17 protein-coding genes are annotated in these 23,715 nt (G+C 35.0%); 12 read left to right on the top strand and 5 right to left on the bottom strand.

Translation table 11 applies throughout. From position 1 onward, the window contains the following. Positions 1–89 precede the first annotated feature (89 nt). The 4 genes from JS605_RS16290 to JS605_RS16275 all read left to right on the top strand — a co-directional run bounded on the left by JS605_RS16290 (position 90) and on the right by JS605_RS16275 (position 4,296). The gene (locus JS605_RS16290) at positions 90–1,268 is read left to right on the top strand and encodes a DUF1624 domain-containing protein (RefSeq protein ID WP_239000379.1); all 1,179 of its coding nucleotides are present in this window, start codon (positions 90–92) and stop codon (positions 1,266–1,268) included. 170 nt (positions 1,269–1,438) lie between these two features. Beyond that, positions 1,439–2,920, top strand: coding sequence for a sensor histidine kinase (locus JS605_RS16285; RefSeq protein ID WP_203258793.1), 1,482 nt, complete (start codon positions 1,439–1,441; stop codon positions 2,918–2,920). Continuing rightward, complete coding sequence (locus tag JS605_RS16280; RefSeq protein WP_203258792.1) at positions 2,917–3,303, top strand: response regulator; 387 nt, start codon at positions 2,917–2,919, stop codon at positions 3,301–3,303. The genes JS605_RS16285 and JS605_RS16280 overlap by 4 nt, the downstream gene beginning before the upstream one ends. A 264-nt stretch (positions 3,304–3,567) precedes the next feature. Beyond that, positions 3,568–4,296: a hypothetical protein gene (locus JS605_RS16275; RefSeq protein ID WP_203258791.1), complete on the top strand. Its 729-nt coding sequence runs from the start codon at positions 3,568–3,570 to the stop codon at positions 4,294–4,296. Between the two features lie 61 nt (positions 4,297–4,357). Here the strand turns inward: JS605_RS16275 and JS605_RS16270 are convergent, their stop codons facing one another. The 3 genes from JS605_RS16270 to glyA all read right to left on the bottom strand — a co-directional run bounded on the left by JS605_RS16270 (position 4,358) and on the right by glyA (position 6,766). Beyond that, positions 4,358–4,912 carry a hypothetical protein gene (locus JS605_RS16270; protein WP_203258790.1) on the bottom strand — a complete coding sequence of 185 codons (555 nt, stop codon included), beginning with the start codon at positions 4,910–4,912 and terminating at the stop codon, positions 4,358–4,360. A 23-nt stretch (positions 4,913–4,935) separates the two neighbouring features. Beyond that, the gene (locus JS605_RS16265; protein WP_203258789.1) at positions 4,936–5,259 is read right to left on the bottom strand and encodes a hypothetical protein; all 324 of its coding nucleotides are present in this window, start codon (positions 5,257–5,259) and stop codon (positions 4,936–4,938) included. Positions 5,260–5,494: 235 nt separating this feature from the next. Then, positions 5,495–6,766, bottom strand: a complete 1,272-nt coding sequence (gene glyA, locus JS605_RS16260) for a serine hydroxymethyltransferase (protein ID WP_203258788.1) — start codon at positions 6,764–6,766, stop codon at positions 5,495–5,497. A gap of 194 nt (positions 6,767–6,960) precedes the next feature. Between glyA and fahA the strand changes: the two genes are divergently transcribed. Then, entirely contained in the window at positions 6,961–8,241 is a 1,281-nt protein-coding gene (gene fahA / locus JS605_RS16255) for a fumarylacetoacetase (protein ID WP_203258787.1), read from the top strand. Positions 8,242–8,596: 355 nt separating this feature from the next. Here the strand turns inward: fahA and JS605_RS16250 are convergent, their stop codons facing one another. Both JS605_RS16250 and JS605_RS16245 read right to left on the bottom strand, forming a co-directional pair. After that, positions 8,597–9,523, bottom strand: a complete 927-nt coding sequence (locus JS605_RS16250; protein ID WP_203258786.1) for a hypothetical protein — start codon at positions 9,521–9,523, stop codon at positions 8,597–8,599. A 93-nt stretch (positions 9,524–9,616) separates the two neighbouring features. Then, on the bottom strand, positions 9,617–11,152 hold the full coding sequence (locus tag JS605_RS16245; protein WP_203258785.1) for a YifB family Mg chelatase-like AAA ATPase: 1,536 nt from the start codon (positions 11,150–11,152) through the stop codon (positions 9,617–9,619). Between the two features lie 469 nt (positions 11,153–11,621). Here JS605_RS16245 and JS605_RS16240 point away from each other — a divergent pair, with 469 nt between their 5' ends. From JS605_RS16240 to JS605_RS16210, 7 genes are read left to right on the top strand one after another with little or no spacing between them, the layout of a single operon-like run. Further along, positions 11,622–13,445 carry a hypothetical protein gene (locus JS605_RS16240; protein WP_203258784.1) on the top strand — a complete coding sequence of 608 codons (1,824 nt, stop codon included), beginning with the start codon at positions 11,622–11,624 and terminating at the stop codon, positions 13,443–13,445. A gap of 28 nt (positions 13,446–13,473) precedes the next feature. Beyond that, positions 13,474–15,210, top strand: a complete 1,737-nt coding sequence (locus tag JS605_RS16235; RefSeq protein WP_203258783.1) for a hypothetical protein — start codon at positions 13,474–13,476, stop codon at positions 15,208–15,210. Positions 15,211–15,222: 12 nt separating this feature from the next. After that, complete coding sequence (locus JS605_RS16230; RefSeq protein WP_203258782.1) at positions 15,223–15,921, top strand: hypothetical protein; 699 nt, start codon at positions 15,223–15,225, stop codon at positions 15,919–15,921. Beyond that, positions 15,918–17,897 carry a hypothetical protein gene (locus tag JS605_RS16225; RefSeq protein ID WP_203258781.1) on the top strand — a complete coding sequence of 660 codons (1,980 nt, stop codon included), beginning with the start codon at positions 15,918–15,920 and terminating at the stop codon, positions 17,895–17,897. Before JS605_RS16230 ends, JS605_RS16225 begins: the two co-directional genes overlap by 4 nt. A 27-nt stretch (positions 17,898–17,924) precedes the next feature. Beyond that, the gene (locus tag JS605_RS16220) at positions 17,925–19,847 is read left to right on the top strand and encodes a hypothetical protein (RefSeq protein ID WP_203258780.1); all 1,923 of its coding nucleotides are present in this window, start codon (positions 17,925–17,927) and stop codon (positions 19,845–19,847) included. 18 nt (positions 19,848–19,865) lie between these two features. Then, entirely contained in the window at positions 19,866–21,320 is a 1,455-nt protein-coding gene (locus JS605_RS16215; RefSeq protein ID WP_203258779.1) for a M12 family metallopeptidase, read from the top strand. 21 nt (positions 21,321–21,341) lie between these two features. Beyond that, positions 21,342–23,696, top strand: coding sequence for a DUF7452 domain-containing protein (locus JS605_RS16210; protein ID WP_203258778.1), 2,355 nt, complete (start codon positions 21,342–21,344; stop codon positions 23,694–23,696). The last annotated feature ends 19 nt before the right edge of the window (positions 23,697–23,715 follow it).

Genomic DNA, 23,715 nt, shown 5'->3' with positions numbered 1-23,715 from the left:
TAAATAATGGATAAACAGTACATTTTAAAACTAAAGTTTGTTACTTCCCTCATATTTATCTAAATTCAAGGCAATCAACCAAATATATTTTGCAAAACAAATCCAAACGCATTACATCCATAGATGTTTTAAGAGGTTTAGTAATGCTACTGATGGCATTAGACCACACGAGGGACTACTTTCATTATGGCTCATTTTTTTCTGACCCTACAAACTTAGACACTACTACCCCATCTTTATTCTTTACTAGGTTTATAACGCATTATTGTGCACCTGTATTTATCTTTTTGGCTGGAACTTCTGCTTTTTTATACGGTACTAAAAAAAGTAAATCACAATTATTTAAGTTTTTAATTACACGTGGGTTTTGGTTAATTTTTTTATCAATTATAGTTAACAATTTTATTTGGAAATTTGATGTTACCTATGGTTTTATAGTTCTTCAAGTAATATGGGCTATTGGCCTGTGTATGATATTATTATCCTTTACTATTTATTTACCAATCAAAGCCATTCTAGCTATAGGTGTACTGTTAGTTGCTGGTCATAATACATTAGATGGTATCGTATTGAAAGGCTCCAGTTTTACTTCCATAATTTGGTACATACTCCATCAGTCACAATTTATAATGATAGATGGTAGAATGTTTGCTTTTGCTTATCCTATCATACCATGGTTTGGACTCATCAGTTTAGGTTATTGTTTTGGGACACTATACAAAAAAGACTTTAATACAGATTTAAGAAGAAAATATTTAGTTAGAATTGGAGTAAGCTGTATTGTATTATTTTTTATTTTTAGAGGTACAAATATGTATGGAGACTTAGTACCATGGTCAGCTCAGGATACTACAACCAAAACAATACTATCGTTTTTTAATGTTACCAAATACCCTCCCTCTTTATCTTATCTGTTAGTAACTATTGGTCCAGCATTACTGTTTTTAGTTGCTATTGAAAATGTAAAAAATAAAGTTACCAATATATTGCTTGTTTTTGGACGTGTACCCTTATTCTATTATTTCTTACATATTGTTGTGCTTCATGTATTAGCCATTGTAGGTATATTGATTTTTGGTGGAGACTGGGAAAACATGATTTTAACAAATGATGTATTTAGAAATGCAAAACTTTTAGATTATGGCTACTCGTTATTTGTTGTGTACCTTGTTTGGATAGGTGTAGTAACACTCCTATATTTTCCAAGTAGAACTTACATGCGGTATAAAGTAAACAACCGTGATAAATGGTGGCTTAGTTACTTATAAATAAAATAATTCTAAAAAATTGTTTGAATCTGTAAAAGGAAAGGTTGGGTTAAACTAACCTATTTAAAAATTTAAACAACTAGCATTTTATTTCAAAAAAGCTTTTTATCGACTAAATATTCGTTTTAACGATAATTTACATATATTTGTAATCCAAAACCGACCCAGTTATGTATTCCTTGCAACCCAAAAAAGAAACCCTTCACCTCTCTAAAATGGTGGAGGAGATAGCTACCATTGGTACTTGGGAAGTAGACTTAAATACCAATAAATTAATGTGGAGTGATGTTACTAAAAAAATTCATGAAGTACCATCGCATTATACACCAAATGTAAAGTCTGGAATAGAATTTTATAAAGAAGGGGAAAATAGAGAAAGAATCTCATCCTTATTTAAAGAACTCGTTGAACATAACACCTATTTTGATGAAGAGTTTGAAATAATTACCGCCAAAGGAAATCGTAAGTGGGTACGTTCAATTGGTGTTATAGGTTACAGGCGTGGGTCTACAACTAGGGTTGCTTATGGTACTTTTCAAGATGTTACTGAAAAAACCAATTTCACGAGACAAATCTCTATAAGTGAAGAGCAATTCAGAAAAATCTTCGAATTTTCAGAGACTGGTATTGCGTTGATCGATCTTAATGAAAAGTGGCTTAGAATAAATCAACATTTCTGTGATATGTTGGGTTATACAGAAAATGAGTTAAAAAAATTACCTTATTACAAATTAGTTTACCCCGAAGATCTTGAAAGAAATAAAAAAGAGTTTACAGCTTTTCTTAAGGGAGAAAGTCAATCATTTTCAATACAGAAAAGGTTTGTCCATAAAAACGGAGGCCCTATATGGACTTTAATAACAAGGTCTGCTGTTAAAGATAATCTTGGCAATACTATCCACTATGTGTTGCATGCAAAAAATATTAATGATGACAAATTGCAACAAATAAGAATAGAAAAGCTATTAGATATTTCGAGAAAACAAAATGATAAGCTCTTAAATTTTGCTCACATTGTATCTCATAATTTAAGATCTCATTACAGTAATCTACAAATGTTACTTAACGATATTAAATTAGATGATTCTAAATTGGCAAATACCAGCCAATTTGAATTAATGAGAATGACCATAGATAATTTGGGAGAGACCATACACAACTTAAACGATACTGTAGATTTATCAACTAAACATCTTGATGGCCTTAAAACCGTAAACATCAAAAAACATATAGACAATACCATTATAAGCATTAAACCATCTATTAAACAATCTAATGCCATAATACGTCAAAATGTGGATAAATCCATTGAAATACGCTCTATACCAGCATACATAGATAGTATTTTTCTCAATATTTTAAATAATGCTGTGAAATACAAATCTCCAAAAAGACAATTAGTAATTGACATAGATGCTAAAATTGAAAACGAATATGTTATCGTACAATTTAGAGATAATGGTTTAGGAATTGATTTGGATTTACATAAAAATAAAATTTTTGGGATGTATAAAACTTTCCATGATGTGCAAAATGCTAATGGTCTAGGGCTTTACATTACTAAAAATCAAATTGATTACCTTGGAGGCGACATCACAGTAGAAAGTAAAGTAGATGTTGGCTCTAGTTTTTACATAAAATTAAAAAAGTGAAAAAAAATAATTTAACCCTTTTAATTGATGATGACCCAGTATACACACTTTTAGCCGAAAAATTATTGAAAAGTGTAAAATTCTCTAATGCATATGTTACATTTGATAATGGCAAGGATGCCATAGAGGGTTATAAAAATATGGTGGAATTAGGTAAAATTCCTGATACCATACTTTTGGATTTAAACATGCCCGTTATGGATGGTTGGCAATTCTTAGATGAATTAATAACGCTTAACCTTCCAATACCTTCAAGGATTTATATTGTAAGCTCTACCATCGATAATAGAGATCTCAAAAAAGTAGAGCAATACGAGTGCATTAAAGAACTCATTTCAAAACCTCTTACGCCAGAAAAAGTAAATTATATGATGGAGTCGTAACTAACGCTTTAGTTACAAAATTTACCCTCATATCATTTCTTAAGTAGTCGCTTTAAAAACGTAAGCACAAAACTCCATACATCTTTAAATTTGAATTAATTCCCAAAAAACACTATATTTAAAAATCTGACACTTAGCAAAGTCAGTAAATTCATCTCTCAATCCAACAACAATAATTTAATAGCATTGCCCTAAATTAATATTTAATAACCCGTGCTGGAATAGTTTCAGCATTTTATATATTAATTTAAACCAATCAAAATTATGAGAAAATTATTGTTTCTTATTGTATTAATGCCCCTATTTATTATTTCTCAAAACGACGACTCGTTTTTACTCACACTCTCGGAAGTTACAGTAAAGCAGGGTCATAATGCACAGTTTATTGCAGGCGTAAAAGCATGGAAAGAGTGCTATTTAAAAAATGAAGGTAAAGACAAATGGAACATGTGGAAGCGACTCCAAGGCGAGGGCAACGTTTACGTTATTACAGGTAGAATGGCCAATTGGGCAGAAATGGATGAAGATGGAGACGAGGCCGGAAAAGCATGTAGAATGGCGGTTATTAATCTTATCATGCCCCATGTAAAAAGCTTTCATTACAACATTGCCCGTTTTATGCCAGATGTAAGTAGAAAAGCTCCTTTTTCTGAAGATACTGGTTTAGTTTGGGTGTATAATGTAAAAATCAAAAACTCTACTACATTCATGGAATGCGTCAAAGAAATTGCTGCTGCTGTTAAAAACGCCGAAAAAGATAATAGAGGATATTGGTATGCTGTGGTTGGTGGTGCTCCTGAAGTAGCAGATTATTTTATAAGTGTACCATTTGATAATTTTGCTGGATTGGATGTAGAACAAGATGGGGTTTGGAAAGTATATGAAAAAGCCAACGGCAAAGAAAAAACAGAAGCGCTAAGAAATAAATTTAGAGCATCGTTATCAAAAGATTGGTCCTATATTTATACGCTACAAAAGAAACTTTCTAACTAACCACAAAAAAGAAATAGCATTAAAAAAGTCTAGCATAACTGCTAGACTTTTGTGTTAATTTTTAATCCCTAAGCTTTCCTGCAAACACACTAACTTTAGAATTAAATGGATTTCCTGATGCACGACGCAACATTACCACTTGTCCGCAATGCCATAAGGCATCTGCTATAGGCCCATTTATAACATTCCAAAATGGATATCTGTTATTATCAAATTTTGAAATATCTTCTGTAGTTCTCAAAATATCTGAAGCCTGTTTAAAATTTAATAAGGTTTGTTTTCGTTTTTCATCAAAAGCCATTGCTTTACCATCAACAGACTTAAAATCTTTTACAATAGAACTTAATATAAAGTTTGACAAACCAAACAAATGGTCTATGGTTTCGCCTGAGGTTCTCCCAGAATCACTAGGTTTATAGGCTAAATCTTCTGGTCTTAAACCTTCCGTAGCCCAATAATAACGAAACCCTAAACCATCAATCATTCTTGAGACAGTTGTTCCTGCCGTGTAACTTTCTGCTGCTTCTGGTATTTCGTAATAAGGTAGTTTGGTATGGTCTTGTGCCATCATCTGTATAGATAATAAGATTGAAAAAGTAAGTGTAATTGTTTTCATTAATTCCCTCAAGTTTATAGGTTTTATTTAGGCTCTAAAGTCATAACATAATCATAGCTTTCGTTAAAAAGAGCTACCATTTTTTCAGTGTCTTTGAGTATTGATTCTGGTATTAAAACATAGCCTTTCATTACTGCGCCATAAGATTTATAAAGTGAAGAATTAAAGGTTTTTATGTACTTTTCTTGTACTTCTTTTGAAAAGCGCACGCCTATTTCTCCTGCCTTATTTAATAATGTAAACATATAGCCATTAGCAGATGTATAAATCATGGATTTTCCCTTACGTTCAAACCTAGGGCATTTGTCTACTATGTTATCATAACGTTTTAGCTGTGCTTCCCACATAATGCTTATGGTTAGTTTTAAAGTCTAAATATAGGATTTATAATATTTGAAGTACTAAAGGAAATCTTAAATTTTCTTGAAACACTGGATTTGCGTTAACGATTGAACGGCATGTTGGAGCTCCTCAAAGAGAGCGACTAGTGAAAGCGTGTTAAAACGCCCAAAAACAAAAAATCCCACCAAAAGGCGGGATTTTTATACTATATTTAAGATAGCCGTGTTTAGCATAAAGCCACTACACAAATAAAGGCTTATCCTTCATCATTGCATTTACACGTGCTTTTACAGATTCTAAAGTTGCTTCGTCATCATAATTCGTAACCACCTCGTCAATAAGTTCTACAATGGCTTTCATATCGTCTTCTTTACATCCACGGGTAGTAATTGCTGCGGTTCCTAAACGAATTCCAGAGGTTACAAATGGCGACTTGTCATCAAAAGGTACCATGTTTTTATTTGCAGTAATATCAGCTTTTACCAAAGCTTGTTCTGCATCTTTACCTGATACATTTTTGTTTCTTAGATCGATAAGCATCATGTGGTTATCTGTACCACCAGAAATAATATGATAATCTTTAGCTACTAAAGCCTCTGCCATTGCTGCTGCATTCTTTTTTACTTGCAATTGGTATTGTAAAAAATCATCAGTTAAAGCCTCTCCAAACGCAATTGCTTTTGCTGCTATAACATGTTCTAAAGGTCCGCCTTGGTTACCTGGGAATACGGCAGAATCTAGTAACGACGACATTTTTCTAAGCTTGCCACTCTTTAGAGTAATACCAAATGGATTATCAAAATCTTTCCCCATCATAATCATTCCACCTCTTGGTCCTCTTAAGGTTTTGTGCGTTGTAGTAGTTACAACGTGGCAGTGTGGTAACGGATCGTTTAAAATTCCTTTAGCTATTAACCCTGCAGGATGAGAAATATCAGCCAATAAAATAGCACCAACACTATCTGCTATTTCTCTAAAACGTTTAAAATCTATATCCCTTGAGTATGCAGATGCCCCTGCTATAATTAATTTTGGTTGCTCTTTGGTAGCAATCTCTTGTATTTTATCGTAGTTTAAAACGCCTGTTTCTTTTTCAACACCATAAAATACAGGTTTATATAGTCTCCCTGAAAAATTCACTGGAGATCCGTGTGTTAAATGTCCGCCGTGCGATAAATCAAACCCTAAAATGGTATCGCCTGGTTTTATACACGCATGGTACACCGCTGTATTGGCTTGACTTCCTGAGTGAGGCTGTACATTTACATATTCCGCATTAAACAAGGTTTTAGCTCTATCTATAGCAATTTGCTCTACTTCATCAACTACTTCACAACCGCCATAGTAACGCTTGCCTGGGTAACCCTCAGCATATTTGTTGGTTAAAACAGAACCTGCAGCTTCCATAACTTGTTCGCTTACAAAATTCTCTGAGGCTATAAGCTCTATACCATGTAATTGGCGTTCTTTTTCAGCCTGAATCAATTCAAAAATTTGTTCGTCGCGTTGCATAAAATTTAATTGTCTTTAAATAATTGCGCAAAAATAACAAATACAAGCCTTAAAAACATCAAATTTTATAGATTTACTAACCAAGTTATACACCGATTTATTAACCTTACAACCAAACCTATATTTTATTGATTTTTTTTCCATTAAAATGAAAAAATTATGTAGGTTTGAGAAACAAATTTTAAGAAAACGCTATGCCCTTGTCAGCTAATAATCCAGATAGAACATCGTGGTTACACGTAGATAAAAACTCTGATTTTCCCATCCAAAACATTCCCTTTGGCGTGTTTTTAACTCGTGATGATATTATAACCATTGGTACGCGCATTGGCGATACCGCCATAGATTTAGGGGCACTCCACCAATTGGGATATTTTGACGGCATTCCTTTAACTGATGATATTTTTCTTCAGGATACTTTAAATGATTTTATAGCAGACGGGCGTAAAACATGGCGTGCCGTAAGAAACCGTATCGCTGAAATTTTTGATGCTGATAACGATGCACTAAAAAACAATAAAAAAGATAAGGAAACGGTTTTGTTCAGATTGGATGAAATTGAAATGCAACTCCCAGTACAAATTGGAGATTACACCGATTTTTACTCTAGTATAGAACACGCTACCAATGTAGGTACCATGTTTAGAGATCCAGACAATGCCCTGCTACCTAACTGGCTACATATTCCTGTAGGCTATCATGGGCGTAGTTCGTCTATTATTCCATCTGGTATCCCAGTACACCGTCCGCAGGGGCAAACCCTTCCTAACGATGCTAAAACTCCAGTTTTTGGTCCAAGTAAATTGGTAGATTTCGAACTAGAAATGGCGTTTATAACTACTGATGCTAACGATTTAGGAGAACCCATTCCTGTAGAGGAAGCCGAAGAATATATTTTTGGACTGGTACTCCTTAACGACTGGAGCGCTAGAGACATCCAAAAATGGGAATACGTACCCTTAGGCCCATTTCTTGCAAAAAATTTCGCATCGTCCATTTCTCCTTGGATTATTACTTTAGATGCTCTAGAACCTTATCGTGTAGATGGGCCTAAACCAAAGAAAAAGCAGCTCCCCTATTTACAAAGTAAAGGTGCTAAAAGTTTTGATATTAATCTAGAGGTATCTATCCAGCCAAAAGGTGCTAAAGAAACTGTAGTGAGCAAGTCTAATTTCAAGTACATGTACTGGAATATGGCACAACAATTGGCACACCATACGGTTAATGGTTGCCCTGTAAATTCTGGAGATATGATGGGTAGCGGTACTATTTCTGGCCCTACTGAAGATAGTTATGGCTCTATGCTGGAACTAACATGGAAAGGCGAAAAACCACTAAAAATGGCCGATGGTACCGAGCGTAAATTTATTAACGACAACGATACGGTAATTATGCGTGGCTACTGCGAAAAAGATGGCACCCGTATTGGTTTTGGGGAAGTATCTACTAAGTTATTGCCTGTTTTTAAGAAGTAACGTTTATCATTTAGTAATTGGGCGTTACCCACAAGGGGTCGGGCTTTTCACTATATCTTTTTGCGTAGCAATCCAGAACTCGTTTCGGTATCTTACCATTTAAAAACCAGCGTCTATATTTTTTTTAAACTATTCTACCAAAAGCTTCGCAAAAAGGATGCCGTTGCAATCCCTAACGCGCGTGTCTGCAAGCATAAACACTTAACCTTAATACCTTTTTAGTCTATTAGATTTAGGCTATAGACACTTAAAAATTGAAAAACCACTCTTACCTCCACTAGTTACAAACTAGCGGTAGCAGGGGATTTAGTTTTGAAGTATTTTTATTACCTCGGCAATGTGTCAAATGGTAGGTTTAAATAGAATCATTAAGAATTAGATTATCACTAATCGTTTCTTCTATAACTTCATTCTTTCTTTTAATATTAAATAGTTCATCTATTTTATATATTATTATTTCACTAGGAATACTTTTATCTTCATCTACTAATTTCTTTCTTTCTTCTTTACTTATTTTAAAATATTCTATGAATACATAATTATCATTCATATATGAAACTTCATAATTTTCGGGTTCATAACCATAATCAATTTTAATTGATTTCTCAATATTATTAATATTTATAAGATTCTTTGGAATAGAATAATCTGAAAGAAATGAAATCAAATACAGTAATAAAAAGAAGTAACAAATTCCAGCCCAAAACCGAACAAACATTGTAATTAACAAAATATATTCTATTAGTTTGTGTTTAAGATTTAAAAATTTTAAAATAAAGTATTCTGAATTATAATTAAAAATAATTGCTGGAATAATAAACACATAAAATAAAAATGCACTATTAACACTAGGGAATTTATCTATTTTACCTATTTTATATAAGATAGATAAACTACTAAACCAAATCAAAAAACAAAGACTTAGAATGAAAATAATTGATAAAAAAATTCGATTAAAAATTTTATCACTTCTTTCTGGGTTATAATCTTTAAAGAACTTAAAAGAACCTCTATATAAAAAATACAGAATTCCAAAAATCATTGCTAATGGTAGCAATAAAGTTATACCATCTGAAATGAGTTGACTTAATGAAAAGAATCTTATGTAATTAGCGCCTAATTTTAGTAAACTCAAAAATTGCCATAAACCACCAATTATAGTTGGAATTAGAATTAGAATTGGAATAACTTTTTTTATACTATCAATATTCCTCTCTATCTTTGCAAAGTCAAAACGTTTAACTTCTTTTTTATCTTCAATATCAGTTTTACTTTCTTCCATTTAATAAACATAATAAAAAAAGGCTCAGCAATTAAGTTACCTCCGCTACCTTAAGAATCCTTTCATGTGAAATTTCATTTAAACTGTCTCTTCTTACCCCAACCACCCTTCACGATCCAAACTTCTATATTGAATAGCCTCACTAATATGAGCCCCATTTACCTGTGCTGAACCTTCTAAATCCGCAATCGTTCTAGATACTTTTAAAATCCTATCATAAGCTCTGGCAGATAAATTCAAACGTTCCATAGCCGTTTTTAATAATGCTTTTGAAGCATCATCTAGCACACAGTGCTTTCTAATTTGCTTTACATTCATTTGCGCATTATAATGAACACTATCAGACTCAGTAAAACGTTGGGTTTGTATTTCCCTAGCTTGCGTAACACGCTTTCTAATGTCTACCGAAGATTCGCCTTTTCTGTCATCACTCAATTTTTCAAAAGGTACAGGTGTGACTTCAATATGAATGTCAATCCTATCTAACAGTGGGCCAGAAATTTTACCCAAATACCGTTGCATCTCAGCAGGGCTAGAAGTTACTGGCGCATCTGGGTCGTTAAAATAACCTCCTGGACTCGGGTTCATACTCGCTACCAACATAAAAGAACTTGGATAGGTTACTGTAAACTTAGCCCTAGAAATGGTAACTTCTCTATCTTCCAAAGGCTGACGCATCACTTCTAAAACTTCGCGTTTAAATTCTGGTAATTCATCTAAAAACAAGACACCGTTATGCGATAACGAAATTTCTCCAGGTTGCGGATAACTCCCGCCGCCCACTAAAGCTACGTTAGATATGGTATGATGTGGACTCCGAAACGGACGTTGCGCCATCAACCCTGTATCTTTTACGCGCCCCACTACCGAATGGATTTTTGTGGTTTCCAAAGCTTCATGCAATGTCATAGGTGGTAAAATACTGGGTAGTCGTTTAGCCAACATGGTTTTTCCTGCACCTGGTGGTCCTATTAAAATGATATTATGCCCACCTGCTGCTGCAATTTCCATACATCGTTTTATACCTTCTTGTCCCTTTACATCAGCAAAATCAAACTCTGGGTAATTTAAATTTTTCTCAAATTCTTTTCGAGTATCAATAATAGTTTGCTCTAAAGCTTCTCCTTTATCAAAGTAATTAATAACTTGCTTGATATTATCTACGCCATACACCTCAAGATCATTTACAATAGCAGCCTCTTTCGCATTTTGTGCAGGTAATATAAAGCCCTTAAAGCCTTCTTCCCTTGCTTTTACAGCAATGGGCAATGCGCCTTTAATAGGTTGCAAACTTCCATCAAGCGAAAGTTCGCCCATGATTAAATAATGGTCTAAATCCTCAGCTTTAATCTGACTAGAAGAGGCTAAAATCCCAATGGCCAAAGTTAAATCGTAAGCACTGCCCTCCTTGCGCAAATCTGCGGGAGACATATTGATGATAATTTTCTTTCCGGGGATTCTGTAACCATTATTTTGCAGTGCAGCAGCAATTCTAAAATTACTCTCTTTAATGGCATTATCTGGCAGACCAACTAAATGATAACCAATACCTTTATCTGTATTTACCTCAACAGTAACTGTGGTAGCTTCTACACCAAATACAGCGCTACCAAAAACTTTTTTTAGCATAGTAGTTATTTACTTGCTAAATGTAAGAAATGTATTTGTAAAAATACCCCTTGAAAAATAATTCAAAGGGTATCAAAGTAGGTGTAGGTGCCATGAAAGTTTAATGAATATCTCTTAAGAATACCCATATACTTTAATAATGAGGTAATTGGCATATCAGATTATACCTGTAATTCAATTGTTAATACGATGTATCGCCAAATAGCAAAATACGACAAACCAATAATGTACTTGTGAAGTAAACCAGCATAACTTCTAAAGCTTACTTCTTAACTTGAATGTACAGGTCAAAAATAGATGCAAACCATAAAAAATTCAAGAGCTAAAAGCCTAAAAAAATTAGGGGATTTTTTTGAAAAACAGGAGGTTTTTCCCCTTTCAAAAAAACAGTGAAGCACGTATTTAAAAACGAGTATTTCACTTCAACATACTACAAATCATGGTTTTACATTTGACAAAATTTAAGATCATGAAAAATAACAACAGAAAACAAAACTTAATTAGAACCATACTATTGGTTCTATTTATGCACTTAGCAGTAGTTACAAACGCACAAGTAAACTACGACGAAGGGAGAATGATTATTAATGGAGTACAACTACTCCAGGACAGTAATGAACCTAGTACCTATTACTATTTACCAGACTATCCCAGATTAGCTACAAAAGATGATGGCGACTTTGAGCTGATGTGTATGAAATACATTGGGCAAGGTGGCAATGCAAGCGGCGGACTATTTCATACACTTATACAGTTTGATCTCCCAGATGAGGTATTAAAAGATCTTGAAAAAGAACTTAAAGAAAAAAAAGGAGGGGCAAAAATAGCGGGGCCAGTGCCATTAAAACAAGTGTTAAAAGATGGAGAAGATGGCATTGCGAGTTTTAAAATAGTATCCTCTATTTTAAATAATGTAGATGGTGACAACCCATTTACCCAAAACGTGATAACCTCTGGTCATGCGCCATTATACAAAAATTCCAAAGCTGCAATAGCCGCAAAACTAAGTCAAGAAGGTGCCACACTTTTATGGGAATCCCTACAAGGCAAAACCTCAGATGTGTCTGTAGTAGTAAGTGGTTATTATGAAGCTAAAGTTAAAGGGTATAATGCTGTAGTAACGGCTGATATGTCTACCATTTATGACCACTACAGTAAAGTATACAGCAATCAACAAGGGTATACCAAAAGACAAATGCGTAAGATAACCGATGAGATGGTCCAAGACCAAAAACTAAATATTGATGTATTTGATAGGTCATCAGGCTTAGGTATAAAAACCGATGATATGAGCAGCATCCTATCATTAGTAACAGACAAACTTATTGAGTTAATGTTTGATGCCGAAATGGGTTGGGCAAAAAAACCGGAAAAAGAAACCGCAGTAGAACAAGGACAGCTTTTAGGAAGACGAAAAAGAGGTTTTTTTAGCAAGATTTTTGGAGGTGCGAGGGATGAAAAATATGTTACCGATAACCAATTTGTTCTGAAAAAAAGAACAGATATCAACATCAATAAGTTTTACTTAAACCTTAGTAAATCTACAACCATTAAGGTACCTGTATACTCATCGGGTAATATTAGTGGACTTTATGAAGTATTTAAAGAAGACCCATCCAGTAAGGACAAATATTTTAGGGTAGTAAACCTAGAAGACAACGATTTTTTAAAACGTGAAATTATCTTCCAATTAGATGGAGAGTATATAGACAGTTTTAGTGAAATACTAAACTCTGTATCTGTTAGCTTTAAGAAACATTATGGAGAGGGACATAATGATGTAACTAGAGATATCGTTATTCAGCGCTCTGATTTAGAAGCTGGAAAAGACTATAAAAATATTTTTTATCCCAGGTTAGGAATATCTGGAGCCGATTGGTTGGATTATGAATACAAACTTAGTTGGAGCCTAAAAGGGGACAACAAGACCATAAAACTACCCAAAGCCAAAGATAGCTGGTTAAAAACTAATGAAGCCTCCATAGCACTAACCCCTCCATTTACCAAGCGTGTTGTACAAATAGATGCTGATAGAACCTTTTTTAAAGACGCAAATATTCAGGCTTGTGCCGTTAGGTTTTTTACCATACTTAATGGGCAACCAAATCCTCAAGGCACCGTAGTGTTGCGACAAGGAGATACCGAAAGCACTTCCACCATTAACCTGTATCACGACACTGATGAGCCTGTGGTGTATCAAGTAAGTTGGTATAGCAAAACTGGGCCAACAGAACTAACACCAAAACCTTTAGATGGCAACTATCTGTTTTTATTACCACCTGTTCAAGAATAGAAAATAACATCACAAAAAACATTCTATCATGAATCATTTAAAAAACAATATCGTGATGATTGTGCTATCGGTATGGTGTATTACAGCCAACGCACAATCCATCCTAATAGATCAAGGTATAAATGCTGATGGGCTATGGTGTTTTCCTGTTCATAAAAAAGAGAACAGCTACCGCTATTTACCACAAAGAGCAAGATTATCACTTAAAAACGATAGCATTCCAGAATTTTCGTTTTTAAGATACATTTTAGAGAAGCCTTCAAATAACACAACAAAAACAATTACAGAAGCCGGAGGCGGTGGCATACTTAACTTTTTAGTGCTTTATGACACACCCGGAGAGTTGATATCAAACGCAGAACGTTTTCTGAAAAAAAAGTTTGAGAACGATGCCATAAGTATCGAAGGTCCTATTGTATTTGAAACGGGTAAATACACACTTGTTTCCTCAATCCTTAATCCTGCCACAGGCAATTCTAAAAAAGCAATACTAGGTACAGGAGAAGCACCAATAATAGAGAATAGTAAAATACCCCTGTCTTTTAGTGTTGACCCTGTTAAATCTAAACTTCTTCTGGAAAGCTTAAAAATGACGACACCAGACGTCTCTTTAATTTTTGAATTGGGCTTTTCTGGATTAACCGAAAGTTATGAAGCAGAACTAGAAATAGATTGGTCTGAAGTAAAAAAGAGCCATGCATTTGATGCAGGTGGCAGTGTTTACTACATAGGTGCCGATGTAGGTTTTGGTTTTGATAAGCTTAGAAAAGATAACGCCATAAAGTTTACAAGTACAGGAAAAGACGAGTCTATGGAAAGCCTAGTACAAACTGTGTACGAAAAGCTATTGGAACTCATGTTTAAGCCCACACCACTAGAACAAGTACCAGAAGAGCACCGAGGCGGTTTAGAAGATGCGTTAGGATCTTTATTAGGTTCAAATGGAGCCATGGGAAGTCGTAATACAACCGGATTTGGATTAAACGTGAGTTACCAATATAAAGAGCATCGTACCACAGGAAAAAGTAATATGGTATTTAACGGCAGAAGTTTGGTACACAGAAACCACTACATCACGTTTAATGCTGGAGATCTCTATAAAAAACACGGAAATAACAAGGATATATTTAAAAATGTACCGCTATGGGACCCTACATTCCAGCAACGTGACGTGTATGTAGGTGTGGATGGTAATATCGAAAAAGAATTCGATAAAATGTTGAACAGCGTTACTGTGAAACTTTACAAGAAGCATCAAAATGACTCCATTACCCTAAAAGAAGTCCTACTCACTAAAGACAGCTATAAAGATGCCAATGGCAAATTTGCCATGACCTATTTAAACCATGGCGATAGTAACCAAAGTGAGTGGCTTAATTACCAGTATAAAACCATTTGGAAGTTTATTGGCGGAGGGACATTTACAGAAGAATTAAAAGAGGAATCTGCCTCAATGATAAATCTCTACACTCCTTTTGAGAGAAGAAGAATTGAACTCTCTGGAGACATGCAAGCCCTTAAAGAACTTAATGTTAGGGCTGTTGCGGTAAAGATTAATTACGACTTTTTTGGAGAAACAAAATCAAAATATATCACGCTATACCCGAAGGATGAACTAAGCGAGAAATTTTTCGAAATAACCATTCCTAAAGGAGTGGAAGACGTAGCATACACTATAACCTGGTATATAAAAAACAGCAGCCCAAAACAAAAAACAGGCATAGATAAATACGGGTTATTATTTATCGATGAAATCCCAAACTAAAACCCATAGACTATGATACCACTATTAAAGAACTTTATATTACTAGGCTTTCTTGTTTGCGCTTTTGCGTGTTACACACAGACCCTTGATGCCTCAGAAAAATTGACTATAAAACTATCAGACAGCTCTGAAGTATATATCTATAAAAGTGTAAATGGATTTGATGAGACATCAGATGAATATTATTATTTACCATCTCATTTAAAATTCTCTGTAACCAAGAGTAAAGAGCCAGAATTCTCTTTGCTTATGTATGCCGAAAAAAACGGTAACCAAGGCGGAATACTTCATTTTTTAACTACTTGGGGATTAACATTACAACAACGAAATGAAGCTGAATCAATTTTAAGAAGCATAAAAGGCAATGATGCCAGACTCATGGGAGCAGTAACACCAGAGTTAGATACAGAGCATTCAAAATTATATATAACGGGCAGTTCCCCATTAGTCGATGTGTTAAATACATCGGCCACCACCATAGGTAAAACACCCACATTTTCTAACTCTAAAACAGCATGTTCATTTAAACTTAATAGTGCTGATGCCCAATCCCTAAAAACAGCAATAGATAATAATTCCCAAGACCTAAAAGACATATATCTCTCTATGCACTTTGTAATCACATTTAGAAAAAAAGGGCAAAGCACCCCTCATAAAACAGTTTACAAATTAGAACAGAATTTATACAAATTATTAAATACACAATTATGAAAACAAAAATTAAACAAACAGTAAAATGGGCAATATTATGTTGCCTACTAGTAACAAGTTTTGTACCATCCCATGCACAAATAGTGGATGATACAAATAAACTAAGCTTAACACTTAGCGACGGCACACAGGTAGTGCTATACGGGCAAGCCTCTAGTCTATCTGATAGAAAAAGTAAAAACTACTACTATTTACCAGTATCACTACGTTTAGGACAAAAGCCAGACACAACTCCAGAATTTCTATTTCTACAATACATCACAGAAGAAAAAGAGGCCGATGGTGGCATAGGCGGTGCCCTATTACACATGTTAATGGAATGGGGTTTAACGCCTGCACAACAAAAAGAAGTAGAACAAATTTTACACAAAGGAGAACAAGGTGCAAGAAAAAAGAGCGTTTTAAAAGGTGCTTTAGATGTAAAACCCGACGGAGATAAATCCTTACGCATAATATCAGCAACCTTAACAGATGATAGTTTAGCACCATCAGTAGTACAATCACTAAACGCACCTGTCTTACCAGGGGCAAAAGTAGCGGTGGCATCAAACCTTAGTCCAAATGGTGCTCAATTGTTGGCTGCCACTTTTGAAAAAACAAGATCTATTACAGATTTATCCATAGAAATGGGCTTTAAATACACTACCCGAATTCCAGCAGCCAAAGGACGCGTAATTGTTAATTGGAGCGAGGTACAAAGGCACATGGAAAGAGATAAAGCTAAATATGTAGAAGTACACGGTAAAAAGAAGAGAGGTGGCATTTTTGGAGGTGTTATTGATGCGGTTTTTGGAAAAAAATCTGAAGTAAAAAGTAGATCGTACGATGAAGTTCGTACCGTGATAGATTACATGGTAGAAAAGGAATACATTAAAGTGGACTTTGATGAAAACATAGCTGATGACCGAGTTACTAAAATTAGGGAAGCCTTTTTCGATTTCTTTTTACAAAAAATGACAGAATCATCAGATTCGGATGTTTTAACCCCTCCTACAGAAAAGGAAAAGGCAGCCATGCCAAATATAAAATACGGTAAAAAGTATACCTATAACAGAACCTTTTTTGAAAGTAGTTTTAAAAAGAAAACCGAAACATATTATCTCAACTACAGGTTAGCTGTAGAAAAACCTTTTACACTTACTGCAAACTTGGCAAGTTGGTATGATGGTGTAAAAAACAATAAAAAATGTGTGGGTTCAGTGTTTTTAAACGATCCGTTTTTCACACACAGAGACATCAATATGATACTGGATCTTGAAGCCAAGGAAATGTTCGATCAAGAAGTAAACTACGTAACCGTAAACGTTAGAAAAAAACGTAATTCAGGAAACGATTTTAATGATTCCAGGACCATAGATGCAGAGCATTTAAAGAAAAATGGATTAAAAGCAACCATTACTTATGCCCGAGGGGAAGATAGTAATCCTGATGTATATGAGTACAAAAGTCAATGGAGCTTAAAAGGCGGTAACTTATATCCAGAGGATCCACAATGGGTTAAAGGCGATTGGCAAGGTTTAACATTATTTCCTCCTGTAATACCTCGAACTATAGAGTTTGAAGCAGATTTAGACGAGCTAAGCAGTTTAGGTATCGTAAGAGCCACACTCCTACTCCGCTACTACAAATTTGGGCAAGAAATTGAAAGTAACATTCCACTCACAATCTCTAAAGGAGAACCATTAGTTGAGAAAATGATTTTTACCGATCGCAATACCAGAGGATACGCATATCAACTAGTACTAACCCATAAAGATAAAGGTAAAATGGCCTTAGGGTGGGATGATAAAATTAACGACGATTATGTGTATGCCTCCATTCCAGAGGAGTTAAAAGATGAAGACCCAGAATACCTAGAAAAAATAATTGAAGCCGGGAAAGTGATCCTAAAACCAGGTGCGGACGGCAAGGTAAGTAAAGCTGGAGAAATTTTAGAAAAATTTAAAGATGTTATCGGTGTGATAAAAGACGAGTAAAGATTTGAAAATCAAATAAAAATAATCATGAAAATTTCATATAAAACCTTATATATGCTGGTAGCCTTATGTATAGCTCCCATTGCTACAAGAGCACAGCAACAAATATTACTGGATAAACCAGTAAGGGCTGGAGAACTTATTCTCTTCCCAGACCTTAATAATAGAAGCAACTACTATTATTTACCAGATAAACCACAGTTGGCATCCCATCCAACAGGAGACCCCATCTTCTCATTTTTACGCTATGTGAAAAACGAAGAAACTGATGCAGGATCTAATGATGGTATTTCTGAAAGCGCAGTGGGTGGCGGTATAGTTCACGCACTTGTAGAGCTAAAAGTATCAGACAAAATGATAAAAGATGCAGAAAGAGCATTAAGCAGAGTGGATAGTAATGGCAAAATTATAGGACCTGTTGTATTTAAATCCGGTACAGTATCCTTAATATCCTCAGTTGCAAAGCCAGATGGCGAATTTGAAGCAAAAGTTTGTGGTTTGGGAAATGCACCAATTTTAGAAAATCAACGTTCGGCAGTATCAGTTCATGTCAATAAATTAGGCTCAAAAATCCTATGGGAAACATTTAATACCCCAACACCAGATTTTAGTGCCCATTTTGAAATGGAAGTAGAAGGCTACCAATCCCCAAAGCGTGTGGTTATTGAGGCAAATTTTGATAGGATATATAAACACCAATCATTCGAGGCTGCCCTAGCGGCACCAGTGCTTTCAGCAGAAATAAAAGCAACATTTGATGATCTTATGGACACAGGTGCTATCAAATTAACACAAGTTGGAGACGATGAAGAGTTAAATAAGCTAAAAGAAGCCGCTTACACCCAACTCATGAATTTAATGTTCGATAAGGTTGGAGGTACAGGTGTACCACAATTAAACCAATTGTTACCCAACAACCAAAAAAGTATGTTGGATAGAGCTACAGAACAATTACAAAAAGCCAGACAAGAAACACGTGAGGAAAACAGAAGAATTGAAGCGCTTGAACAATCTAGGGAACAACGTAACAGGGCAGCAAGACAACAAGCTCAAACTAGAGCAGATAGTATACGTACATCAGCAGGACACGATCCTATAGAACGTACACCAGAATCTGATAGCGATGAAGATTCTGAAGACAATACTCCTAAAAGAGAGCCTATGCCAAGTTTGTCTGTAGCTGTATCCTACCAAATGAAACAAGTAAGAAGAAGAGGTGTATATCGCATAGATTTAAACAAATACACCCAAACCACCAAAACAATGCCTTTTGACTATAACCTTGGAGATGTTAAAAGTAAATGTCCGTCATGTTTTAGAGAGATTAATGCAGACGATCCTTTAATGAAACAAAGACAAATAAACGCCACACTTGGAGGTGTAAATGCAGAAGATTTTAATCATGTAAACTTTGTAAATGTTATCATGCGTAAGAAGCATGAGAACAACCAAGAAACAGTAGATGAGATTAAAATTGATAAATCTGCTTTTAACAACAGTGGCAATTTCTTTAAAATGTTATATGGTTGGAAAGGCGATAACAACAGAGACAAATGGTTAGCCTATGACTATAAAACCATGTGGAGCTTTAGGGGCAACCACAAGGTAGAATCAGATTGGGAGACTACAAAGTTTGGTAGTATTGCCTTAGAACCACCGTTAGTTAAAAAACCTATTTACATAGAAGTAGACGAGGATTTCACGCTTACAAACAATATAAAAGCAGTGGAAGTAAAAATCTACAGCAAATTGGGCAACAAAAATGAAGTGAGCAGATCAAACTTACGCACTAACAAATCTGAATTATCTAAAACCATTGAGATTCTATTACCAAGAGATGTTGAAGATTATGAATATGAGATTACATATTTCATAAAAGGCGAAAGTCCAAAAAAATCTGGCTTGAAAAAATCAGATTACGGAAGAATAGACGTGGATAGATTTCTGTAACATTTAAAATTTAAAGTCATGAAATTAAATAAATATATAAGTCTTGCAATATTAATATGGTGTTGCTTACTAACAAACGTAGCCATTTCCCAAGAAGGATATGGAGACCCATCCTCTGGAAGAACCAGGGAAGTAAGAGCTAATCTCCCATTTGCTCCAAATCAACAAGGTACCATAACGGTTACCGAAATTGATGACAAACTCATTTTTGAAGGCGACATCCTAGTACAAGAATCTGGAGGTCGAGGTGGTGCAGTTACCACATCTTCCAGTGCCAGATGGTCTGGCTCAAAAATGCCCTATGTAATCGCTAGTGGTCACCCAAAAAGAGCCGACATACTATGGGCAATAAACCATATAAACACAAATACCAACGTGTGTATTGTCCCAAGAACTATAGAGAGTGATTATGTAGAGTTTATTTTTACACCTGGTATTTGTGGTTTGTCTTACATAGGAAAAGTTGGAGGTAGACAGGTAATTGAGATTGGTGATAGATGTGGTACTAAAACAAAAGGGAGTGCTACACATGAGATTATGCACGCATTAGGTTTTTATCACGAGCAAAGCAGAGATGATAGAGACCGGTTTGTTACTATAAATGGTGCAAATATTATCTCTGGAAAAGCACATAATTTTAGAAAGTATAACCAAAGTTGGCACCATTACTTTTGGCCAGAAGGTCGTAATATGGGGAATTACGACTATGGGTCTATAATGCATTACGGACCTAAAGCTTTTGGAAAACCAGCTTCAGGAGGTGGACGAATGACTACTATTGTACCAAAGCGTAGTGGTGTAACAATTGGCCAAAGAGACCGAATGAGTGCTACAGACATTGCAAGTATTAATGCCATTTACCCAACAGCTTGTAGTTCTGGATCGTCAAGCTCTGATAGCACAGCAATAGCTGATGATACAAGCAGTAGCTCTAGTACCTCTTCCAATTCAAGCTTAGACATTGCATACCCCATACGATTAATCCCCCAAACAACCGGTATGTCTTGCTGGGCTTCAGCAGCAGCAATGATTGTAGCATGGAGAGACAATATTAGAAACATAACACCACAAGATATAGCAAGAGGTGTTAGTGGATGGAGAAATTATTTCTATAACAATGGACTCCCTCCTGATAATACTGAGATGTTTAGTGTTTGGGGATTGCAATATGATTACCCGCAAAGCTATACCATCCAAGGATTTGCTGATTTACTGGCCATAGGCCCTCTATGGGTTGCTACTGATTTGAATAATGGTGCCCACGTAGTTGTAGTCGCAGGTATACAAGGCGATGGAACCCCAGACGGTACTATACTTACCATATACGACCCTTGGGAGCAAGGTATGACTAGCTTTAGAGCATCAAACACAGGATCAGTCTACGAGCAAACTTATCAAGAGTTTGTAAATAGGCAAGAAACACTAGCGGTTAGGGAATTAAGTGAGCCATCAGCATTTTATGTGGCTTATTAAATTAATTTAAATTAAAACGTCATGAAAAAAATTCAGAAAACATATTTACTTGCCATAGGCGTGATAACATTCCTGTTATCAACCTTCGCAAGTATACAAGCACAAACAGTATTTAAGCATACTGCGTCCACAGCAAATACAAATCGTCATATTTCTTCCATTAACCATACGAGTACAAATGGAAAAAAAGATAAGATTCTAATTGTTACCCACAACTATGGAAAATCTGGTCCTTACCAAACCAAAGCCTATGGAGTTTGGTATGATGGTAAGAAATGGACGATTTTTAATCAAGACAAGTCCCCCATGGCAGCTAAAACACAATTTAATGTTTTAGTAGTCAATAAAAGTGCTAATGCCTTTACCGTGAAAGCTGGGACCAATAGTAAATCGGTAAAACTAAACCATGCGAAATTAAACAACAATCCCAACGCAGCCTTTTTAATTACTCCAAATTGGGGAGCAAGTGGGCCATATAACAAAAGCCCAGTTGGTGTTTATTACGCTGCAGGAAAGTGGCATATTTTTAATACGGATGGTAAACCCATGCCAGCTGGAGCAAAGTTTAATGTATTTATAAATTCCAAAATTTTTAAACACAAAGTTACCAATGCAAACAGAAAGCGACACATTACATACATTAACAACAGTACGACCAATAATAAGCCGAATGCTTTAGTGTTTACTACGTTTAATTCGCAAACATCTATAAAGAGTTTTAACAACCCGTTAGGTGTGTGGTATAGTGCCAACAAATGGACCATTTATAATGAAAACCGAAAACTCTTGGCAGGGAATGAAGCGTACAATGTATTTTCATCAATATCATCCAGTATCCCTATTGTATATACACCTGTTATTAAAAAGCCACCTGTAGTTATAAAAACCGAAAAGACACCAACCAAAGTAGACTCCGAAGGCTTAAGAAATATAGGTTTGGTAAAATATAAACCTATTAGAACGAACAGTGGTACGCCTACTGATAAAGAACGAAAGGGTCCAGATATTACAAAATATGAAGATATAGAATCTACTTTAGAGGGAGATAATTATGTGTCGTTTCTAGAAAAACTTAATGTATTTAGAAAAATCTATAAAGACCAAAATACAAACTCTAATGTATACTACTATTTTCCTGCAGAATATACCTTAAAATGGAATAAAGACACCAATGAATATGCATTTAATATTTACTATATGTCGTCTGAAGGAGGCAAAGGCAGTGTATTGGTAAATGCAGAGTTAACACCACAAGTTAGTAGTGAGGATGTAAAACTTGCAGAGAAACTATTGGCAGCAAAACTCAAAAAACCTGTAAAGTTAATGCCAATGGATCTTAGGGACGTTCCAAAAGTAGACTTTGGAGCCACACTTACCAACTTTAATGTAAAACCAGAAAGTATAAATTCCAGTGTACCTTCAGACTATCACAAACCCATCATTCTAGATTGGAGAATGGATAGCAATATAGATGATTTTGTGGGAGCTATGCTAAATAACATAGGAGTTAACATCAATCTAGAATTTAGACCTTATGGAGACGATACTACAGTAATTAATGTTCCTGTAAATTTGGAAGTTAACTCTCCTATGACATTTGGAAAGATACAATTTAATCAAACTACAGAAATCATAAATGGATGGACTAACATTCTGGATTATCCCATCATACCCAAACAATTAGTTTTGCAAAAAAAACAAGGTAGCAAAACCTATTTTGAAACTGTTGTATTGCAGAGTGATGAAATTCCAACCAGTGAAACACTACATTTAGATGATACATCTATAAGTAAACTTCAAACCAGTAATAACATTACAGCTTTATGGTTAGACTATGCACTAAATAAAGACTGTAACACTTGTAATCAAGAAGTTAAGAAAAAAATTATAGGTGGTACCTCAGGGAGCCAAATTACTAATTTAGAAATTCAGGTATTAAATGTACTTGAATATACTGATGCACATTCCATGAAATTAATCATTAAATCCATTCAGGCAGACCCTAATGGTGTGAATGAAATTACATTCCCAGCTATAACCATTTCCGAAGATGGACAAACCCATGAAGGGATTCAGTTATTTGTTCCTGAGGGTAAAGAACTGTTTTACAAATACCAATTAATTACCATAAAAAAAGATGGAGAAGTACAAACAAGTGCGTGGCAAAATAGCAGTTCCAGCCTATTAGTACTAGGGGAAAGTCAAATTAAAGCCATGGAAGCATACGAAGAAAAATCTGACATTGAAAAAGCTAAGGATTCCATAATTGAAAACGGCAAAGACAAATTAGTTGAAAAGGGAAAGGAAATCCTTGAAGGTTTATTAGGCAAGAAAGATGATGATGACAAGGAAAATTCAGAAAACGGTAATAATTAATAAAAAATACCAAACACAT

Origin of the sequence: Hyunsoonleella ulvae (genome assembly GCF_016827605.1) — a bacterium.
Classification (GTDB): Bacteria; Bacteroidota; Bacteroidia; order Flavobacteriales; family Flavobacteriaceae; genus Jejuia; species Jejuia ulvae.
This window is presented reverse-complemented; position numbering and strand designations above follow the sequence as displayed.

What these genes read in the sequence shown, in the direction of transcription:
- JS605_RS16285 (WP_203258793.1), top strand. Translation starts at nt 1,439, where the DNA reads ATGTATTCCTTGCAACCCAAAAAAGAAACCCTTCACCTCTCTAAAATG.
- JS605_RS16275 (WP_203258791.1), top strand. Translation starts at nt 3,568, where the DNA reads ATGAGAAAATTATTGTTTCTTATTGTATTAATGCCCCTATTTATTATT.
- JS605_RS16270 (WP_203258790.1), bottom strand. Translation starts at nt 4,912, where the DNA reads ATGAAAACAATTACACTTACTTTTTCAATCTTATTATCTATACAGATG.
- JS605_RS16265 (WP_203258789.1), bottom strand. Translation starts at nt 5,259, where the DNA reads ATGTGGGAAGCACAGCTAAAACGTTATGATAACATAGTAGACAAATGC.
- glyA (WP_203258788.1), bottom strand. Translation starts at nt 6,766, where the DNA reads ATGCAACGCGACGAACAAATTTTTGAATTGATTCAGGCTGAAAAAGAA.
- fahA (WP_203258787.1), top strand. Translation starts at nt 6,961, where the DNA reads ATGCCCTTGTCAGCTAATAATCCAGATAGAACATCGTGGTTACACGTA.
- JS605_RS16250 (WP_203258786.1), bottom strand. Translation starts at nt 9,523, where the DNA reads ATGGAAGAAAGTAAAACTGATATTGAAGATAAAAAAGAAGTTAAACGT.
- JS605_RS16245 (WP_203258785.1), bottom strand. Translation starts at nt 11,152, where the DNA reads ATGCTAAAAAAAGTTTTTGGTAGCGCTGTATTTGGTGTAGAAGCTACC.
- JS605_RS16240 (WP_203258784.1), top strand. Translation starts at nt 11,622, where the DNA reads ATGAAAAATAACAACAGAAAACAAAACTTAATTAGAACCATACTATTG.
- JS605_RS16235 (WP_203258783.1), top strand. Translation starts at nt 13,474, where the DNA reads ATGAATCATTTAAAAAACAATATCGTGATGATTGTGCTATCGGTATGG.
- JS605_RS16230 (WP_203258782.1), top strand. Translation starts at nt 15,223, where the DNA reads ATGATACCACTATTAAAGAACTTTATATTACTAGGCTTTCTTGTTTGC.
- JS605_RS16225 (WP_203258781.1), top strand. Translation starts at nt 15,918, where the DNA reads ATGAAAACAAAAATTAAACAAACAGTAAAATGGGCAATATTATGTTGC.
- JS605_RS16220 (WP_203258780.1), top strand. Translation starts at nt 17,925, where the DNA reads ATGAAAATTTCATATAAAACCTTATATATGCTGGTAGCCTTATGTATA.
- JS605_RS16215 (WP_203258779.1), top strand. Translation starts at nt 19,866, where the DNA reads ATGAAATTAAATAAATATATAAGTCTTGCAATATTAATATGGTGTTGC.
- JS605_RS16210 (WP_203258778.1), top strand. Translation starts at nt 21,342, where the DNA reads ATGAAAAAAATTCAGAAAACATATTTACTTGCCATAGGCGTGATAACA.